The sequence below is a fragment of the Nonomuraea sp. NPDC003754 genome, assembly GCF_053605785.1.
The window spans coordinates 1-2,057 of sequence record NZ_JBSGJX010000120.1; the positions used below are offsets into that span (position 1 = coordinate 1).

Here is a 2,057-nt window from a genome sequence, read left to right on the forward strand (position 1 = left end):
GGCTCGGCGGGAGGCCGCCCGGTCGGGTTCGACGCCGAGCGGTACAAGAAGCGCAACGTGGTGGAGCGGGCGATCAACCGGCTCAAGAACTTCCGAGCGGTGGCCACCCGCTACGACAAACGCGCCTACATGTTCCTGGGAACCGTCACGGTCACAGCCTTGGTCATCTGGCTCCGCACGTGATCCAGGAAACAGCTCCTAGGCCGCTTTCGTCCTCATAGTCACTGTCGCCGTCGTTGCCCGACCCTCTACCCGCTAAGGAAGAATCATGTTCTTGCGCATCGCGATCATCGCCCAGACCGTCGCGCTGCTGCTCCAGGCGGTGACCGCCGGGATGCTGCTAGCCTCGCCCGGCGGCTGGATGGCGCACAGTGCCACGGCCCCCGGTGTCGTGGTCACCGTGCTGCTGTGCCTGATCGCCGCGCTGGTGTCACGGCGGATAGGCGCCATCGTGCCCGCCGCTGGCATGCTGATTATGACGCTGGCCCAGATGGCGCTGGGCATGGCGCACGTGAAGAGCCTGCACGTGCCGCTGGGCGTGCTGATGTTCGGCGTGAGCATGGTGCAGCTGGCACGGGCCTGGTCCGTCAGCCGCACTGAGACGGCGTCGGCATCACGATGACCAACCAGACGGCAGGCGCGACTACGACGCACTTGTCCAGCGGCCTGCCGAGGTGGAGACCCTGCCCGGCCTGAGCCCCGATCTGGGGTGCGGCCGGCAGCTCTGCGCCTGCCGAAAATTCCACCCATACAGTTCAAGCGGCATGTAAGTACTCGTGGAGGACTCCGCTGAGCCGACCTCGCCGGCGAATGGTCAAGCTCGCGGTTCGTTCGGGATCAGTGATCGGATCCGGGACGGGACGCAGCGGGGCGGCTTGGGCGAGAGATTGATGAGCTCGGTGCCAGTTGTAGAACTGTTCGCACTCGCGCGGGGCGTGCCGCAGATGGCGTTCGTTCCACAGCAGGCAGCGGTCGAGAAGCTCGCGGCGGCACGACTGCACCCACCGCTCCATGACCGCGTTCATCCGCGGCACCCGGATACCGGTGAGCACAGCCTGGATGCCGACCTCGGCCAGGATCTCGTCCATGAGCACCGGGACTTCCCGCCCCGGTCGCGAATCAGAAAGCAGACCCGGCAACCGGCGTCCTCCAGATCCATCACCGGGTTCCTGACGACCTGCACGGCCCAGCTCGCGGTCGGGTGGGGGATGGTGCCGAGTACGCGGACGCGTCTGGTGGCGTGGTCGATGACGGCCAGGATGTACTGGCGTCGCCCATCAAGGGTGACGGTCTCAATGAAGTCGCACGCCGGCAGGGCCTCGGCTGGGGAGCGCAGTAAGTCGGCCCATGTGGTCGACGCCCGCTCGGTGCCGGATCTATGCCTTCCTGCTTGACGATCTCCCAGGCGCAACCTCGATGCCAAGCGTGGTGAGCTCTCCGTGGACCCGCCGGTAGCCCCAGGACGGGTTCTCCTGGATTAAGCGCAGGACGAGGGCACGGATGGAGCGGACCGACCGTGCCGCCGCACGACGGTATCCGGCTGGAAGAGGAGTCACAGGCGGCGGAGGACGCCAGCGGGAGCTTCCGCCACGCACAGCCCGTCGTGGCCATGTACACGATTGCCGCCAAGATCACCCGATCGTCGACTCGCCGCCTTGCGGCCGGGTGGGCGCTGATGGGAGCACGCACTGGAACAGCGGGAAACCGCATGGGGTGCGCCGACACGGACACGAGTCGTGCCTCTGCCCGAGGTTCTCCCGGCCGCTCAGACGCCCAGGTGAGCATACGCACTCGCCATCCCGACGCGCTCGCTGCGAGACGCATGATTCCGGTGAGACCACGTCAGCTGGTATACAGGCCTACCCCGAGCGACAAGATCTTCCTTCGGGACACGCGCCCATTTGGGATCATCGTCCCCGACCGGTGCAGATCTCGACGCGAAAGAGGTGCCATGGCCGACCTCCTGCACGACGGCGATCCGACCCTCATCGGCTCCTACCGGCTGCACGCGAGGCTCGGCGGGGGAGGAATGGGGCAGGTGTTCCTGGGCCGTTCCC

General features: G+C 66.8%; 2 protein-coding genes and 2 pseudogenes. 2 read left to right on the plus strand and 2 right to left on the minus strand.

The features are described 5' to 3' along the window. Both ACWEVS_RS46205 and ACWEVS_RS46210 read left to right on the plus strand, forming a co-directional pair. Positions 1-183, plus strand: a pseudogene (locus tag ACWEVS_RS46205) (IS5/IS1182 family transposase); the annotation flags it as partial. 85 nt (positions 184-268) lie between these two features. After that, positions 269-622, plus strand: a complete 354-nt coding sequence (locus ACWEVS_RS46210; RefSeq protein WP_452557604.1) for a hypothetical protein — start codon at positions 269-271, stop codon at positions 620-622. Positions 623-755: 133 nt separating this feature from the next. Here the strand turns inward: ACWEVS_RS46210 and ACWEVS_RS46215 are convergent, their stop codons facing one another. Continuing rightward, a complete protein-coding gene (locus ACWEVS_RS46215) occupies positions 756-1,088 on the minus strand; it encodes an integrase core domain-containing protein (protein WP_452557606.1) in 333 nt (110 codons plus the stop codon). Positions 1,089-1,575: 487 nt separating this feature from the next. Beyond that, positions 1,576-1,697 (minus strand): annotated as a pseudogene (locus ACWEVS_RS46220) (transposase); the annotation flags it as partial. Positions 1,698-2,057 lie beyond the last annotated feature (360 nt).